We start from the raw sequence: 4,275 nt of genomic DNA on the forward strand, positions 1-4,275 counted from the left end.
CGTACTGGGCCGGGATGAGGCGCACGTCATGGCCGAGCGCTTGCAGTTGCCGGCCGATGTGGTGGGCCCCGGCGCAGGCCTCCATGCCGAGCCTCCATGCCGATCAGGCAGGGTGGAATGTTGGCCAGGCGCTGAGCGAGTTGGGTACGGGAGAGCTTGAGGCGCAGCACGATGGCGCCGCGCTGATCCTGGCCGACAAGGTGGAAGCTGTTCTTGCCGAGATCGATGCCCAGGGTGGCAATGGCGGCAGAGAAAGAAGACCGTGACATGAGACGTGCTCCTTGCGTGGCTCGAAGCCCCACAGCTTACGAACAAGCGGGGCAGAAGCACGGCCGGACCATCCCATTAGCCGACCTATAGCATTGGCTTGCGTCGTTCAGCTCGTTGATAGCCTCGATTACCTCGTTCGCGTTTGCAGCCCACGTGCTCTCCGACCCATGGTTCTGCAAGAGCTGTGTGACGAACCGCTCCACCGCGACGTGGCCTTCGACACCAGCACACGGCATCCGCGTCCATGCTCGTGCGGGACGTTCGCCGTACTTGGTGGGCTGCTACTCCCGGGCGGCCACTTTATCCTGTGTCATAGTGTCGAAGTCGCTGGCGTCATGGCGTTCGTGTAACTGCTCAGAGGGCTCGCCGAAGGCACGATTCGCGACCCGCCCCCGTGCGACCGCCGGGCGGCTGCCGATCGCATCGGCCCAGCGCCGGATGTGCCGGTAGTCCTGCACCGACAAAAACTCGCCCGCCTCGTACAGGCGCCCCTGAACCAGGCCACCGTACCACGGCCAGATGGCCATATCGGCGATCGTGTACTCAGGTCCCGCCATGTATTCGTTGTCCGCGAGCCGCCGATCGAGCACGTCGAGCTGCCGCTTGGTCTCCATCGCGAACCTGTCGATCGCATATTCGATCTTCAGTGGGGCGTAGGCGTAGAAATGCCCGAAGCCTCCCCCTAGATACGGGGCGCTTCCCACCTGCCAGAACAGCCAGGACAGGCATTCGGCACGCGGGCCGGCCTCCCTCGGCAGAAACGCCCTGAACTTCTCCGCGAGGTAGAGCAGGATCGCGCCGGACTCGAAGACCCGGATCGGATCAGGGCTGGAGCGGTCCAACAAGGCGGGTATCTTCGAGTTCGGGTTCACTTCCACGAACCCGCTGCCGAACTGGTCGCCGTCGCCGATCCTGATCAGCCAAGCATCGTACTCCGCGCCGGAATGACCCAGTGCCAGCAGTTCCTCCAGCAGAATGGTGACCTTCTGGCCGTTGGGCGTCCCCAGCGAATAGAGCTGCAATGGGTGGCTGCCGACCGGCAGTTCGTTCTCGTGCGTGGCTCCGGCGATCGGGCGGTTGAGGCTTGTGACGGGGCTCCCGCCGCTGCCCTTGTTCCATGTCCAGACCTTCGGCGGCACGTAATTGTAGGAACCGGTCATCACTGCTGCTCCTGGCATTCGTGAGGCGTCCATTCGGAATTAACTGATTCCGTGGCGGGGCGGCTATAATGCAGGAGGAGGCCTTGTTGTGAAGCCTCGATCCCGCATCCGGGGACACGACCCACGGCTGGGATCGCCTGAATATGAGCGAGCATCTCAAGGATTGGCCATCGGGACGCCTCGACACTGTGGTATTTCGGCATTACCGCGACAATCCGATTTGCACGAACGACAACGAGCAGTTCCATGACCCAGCACCTGAAAATCGACTTCGTCTCCGACGTGGCCTGCCCGTGGTGCGTCATCGGCCTGCGGGGACTTGAGCAGGCGCTTGCCTATGTCGCGGACGCCGTGGAGGCCGACATCACATTCCAGCCGTTCGAGCTCAATCCAAGAATGCCTGCCGCGGGGCAGAACCTGGTGGAGCATATCACTGAGAAGTACGGCTCCACGGCCGAGCAGTCGGCCGCGAGCCGCGCAATGATCCGGTCGCGCGGAGCCGAGGTCGGCTTCACTTTCAACATGTCGGAGGAAAGCCGGATCTACAACACGTTCGATGCGCACCGCCTGCTGCACTGGGCCGGGACAATCGGGCGCCAGAAGGAGTTGAAGCTCGCGCTGTTCAGGGCGAACTTCACGGACGGCGCGAACGTGTCGGACCATAGGGTGCTGGTGGAGGCCGCCGTCGCGGCCGGCCTCGACGGGGCTCAGGCTCGCGAGGTGCTAGCGTCGGGCCGTTATGCCGAGGAGGTGCGCAACGCCGAACTGGAATGGACCTCCCGAGGCATCCGATCGGTCCCAGCCATCGTCATCAATGGGAAATGGCTAATCTCCGGCGGTCAGCCCGCCGGCACCTTCGAGCACGCGCTGCGCAGCATTGCCGCCGAGGTTGGGCAAGCCTCAGCCGGCGCCTGACTACACATGGCATTCGAGCCAAGTTGGGATCTCGGACGTCGCTGATGTTCTGTAATGGGTCATTCTCCGCCGATCCCCTGCCCTTCGCGAATGTCCGGTGTTCCTCTCTTCAGAGGACCCTCGTCTTACTTCGGCTCCGTGCTAAGAGATCACTGTTAGAGGCTCCACTTGGATCAGCCTACGGACGGTGTGAAACATCATTCGGAGGGTCAGAGTTCTCCGCTTCGCGGGGTAGCGGTGTGATCCCCAGCCAAATGTGCGGTTTGTCCAATGCAATGCGTATTTGGTCCATTGAGAAGCACACGCGGCCCTCTACCCTCTTTCCTCCTGAATAGGGACAAGCGGCAATGATGGCCGCAGCCAAGGGAGGGAAACGCGCATGAATGCCCTCGAACGCCCGCTTCTGGCGGCCGCTGTGCTTTGGGTCGGCATCATCCCGGCTCACGCACAGAACGCCTCCAGCTTCACCGCGACACCGCCCGATGCACCACTCCGTTCTTCGCCGGTGTCGCCGCAGATGGCCTGCGCGGCTATCGAGCGATTGGTGCTTCCGGAAATGTCCTACCTCAAGTCGAGATCTGTGGACGCGGCTGACCAGCACCCTGCTCATTGTCAGGTCACAGGCGTGATCCAGCCGGAGATCCAGTTCGAGATCACCCTGCCGGATGCCTGGAACCGGCGGCTCTATATGTTCGGCAATGGCGGCTATGCCGGCGAGAACCTGGCGGAAGCCAGCCGGCAGGACACCCGCAATGCCGCTCTCCGGCAGGGCTTTGCCGTGGTCCAGCAGAACAGCGGTCACGATGCCCGCGCCCAACCACTCGGCAGTTTTGCCGAGAACAACCTCGGCAAGCTCGTGGACTATGCCTCGCGCGGAGTCCACGTGACCGTCACCAGGTCCAAGGACCTGATCCGGGCCTACTATGATCGTCCTCCCTCCTACTCCTCTACTGGGACGGCTGCTCCACGGGTGGGCGTCAGGGTCTCATGTCGGCTCAGCGCTTTCCGGGCGACTTTGACGGCATCCTCGCTGGCGCCCCTGTGCTCGATTTCACTGGAACCCAGCTTTGGGGCGTGTGGAACGCTCAAGCGCTCGCCAAGGCGCCGATCTCGATCCGGCAGCTCCCCGCGATTGCCAAGGCCGTGCTGGACAAGTGCGATGCCGTGGACGGTGCCAAGGACGGTCTACTGGCCGACCCACGCCAATGTCCCTTCAACCCCGCTCAGGACCTGCCGAAATGCACCGAAGGCCAGACCGGGGATCAGTGCTTTACCCAAGCCCAAGTCGAGACGCTCCAGACCATCTATGGTGGCGTGCAGAGCAAGGGTGAGGTCATCTTCCCGGGCCAGCTTCCGGGTGCGGAGCCGGCGGATGCCAGCGGCGCAAGCGGATGGAAGGAGTGGATCGTCTCTGAAGGCGCCAAAAGCCGACAACTCGCCTATGGCGAGAGCTTCCTGAAGTACTTTGCCAACGCTCCGACCTCGCAACCCAACCTGGATTGGAAGCAGTTCAACTTCGACAAGGATGTCGAGCCGATTACCCGAATCCGGGAGATCCTTAATGCCACTAACCCGGACCTGTCCGAGTTCGAGAAGCGCGGTGGGCGCCTCATCACCTACTTCGGCTGGGCGGATCCTGCCCTGAACCCGATGATGGGGGTGAACTACTACGAGCGGGTCCGCCGGACGATGGGAGCGGACCGGACAAGCAACTTCTATCGGCTGTTCATGGTGCCTGGCATGTTCCATTGCCGCGGCGGGTTCGGTCCTGATCGCTTCGACGCCATGACGCCGCTCATCAACGTACGCATCCGAGGTGGGCCGCCTTGTAGGAATTGTCGGATTTGGCACTGACTGTCCTTATTGACGTCAAAAAGGACAGTGCGGCTATGGATCGAGTTGAGATTGTCGATACGGGTCGGCGTCGTCG

Annotated in this window: 2 protein-coding genes and 3 pseudogenes; 3 read left to right on the plus strand and 2 right to left on the minus strand. The window is 62.5% G+C overall.

Annotation, left to right across the window (positions count from 1 at the left end):
* Window positions 1-269 (minus strand): annotated as a pseudogene (locus FS320_RS39110) (IS110 family transposase); the annotation flags it as partial.
* A gap of 282 nt (window positions 270-551) precedes the next feature.
* A complete protein-coding gene (yghU, locus tag FS320_RS39115) occupies window positions 552-1,430 on the minus strand; it encodes a glutathione-dependent disulfide-bond oxidoreductase (RefSeq protein WP_152717764.1) in 879 nt (292 codons plus the stop codon).
* 246 nt (window positions 1,431-1,676) lie between these two features.
* On the opposite strand from yghU, the gene FS320_RS39120 reads away from it, so the two are divergent.
* The 3 genes and pseudogenes from FS320_RS39120 to FS320_RS39130 form a co-directional block, all read left to right on the plus strand.
* Window positions 1,677-2,345: a DsbA family oxidoreductase gene (locus FS320_RS39120; protein ID WP_152717765.1), complete on the plus strand. Its 669-nt coding sequence runs from the start codon at window positions 1,677-1,679 to the stop codon at window positions 2,343-2,345.
* Between the two features lie 556 nt (window positions 2,346-2,901).
* A pseudogene (locus tag FS320_RS51205) lies at window positions 2,902-3,276 on the plus strand (tannase/feruloyl esterase family alpha/beta hydrolase); the annotation flags it as partial.
* 26 nt (window positions 3,277-3,302) lie between these two features.
* Window positions 3,303-4,199 (plus strand): annotated as a pseudogene (locus FS320_RS39130) (tannase/feruloyl esterase family alpha/beta hydrolase); the annotation flags it as partial.
* Window positions 4,200-4,275: the final 76 nt, after the last annotated feature.

Origin of the sequence: Microvirga tunisiensis (assembly GCF_009296175.1) — a bacterium.
Classification (GTDB): domain Bacteria; phylum Pseudomonadota; class Alphaproteobacteria; order Rhizobiales; family Beijerinckiaceae; genus Microvirga; species Microvirga tunisiensis.

What these genes read in the sequence shown, in the direction of transcription:
- yghU (WP_152717764.1), bottom strand. Translation starts at nt 1,430, where the DNA reads ATGACCGGTTCCTACAATTACGTGCCGCCGAAGGTCTGGACATGGAAC.
- FS320_RS39120 (WP_152717765.1), top strand. Translation starts at nt 1,677, where the DNA reads ATGACCCAGCACCTGAAAATCGACTTCGTCTCCGACGTGGCCTGCCCG.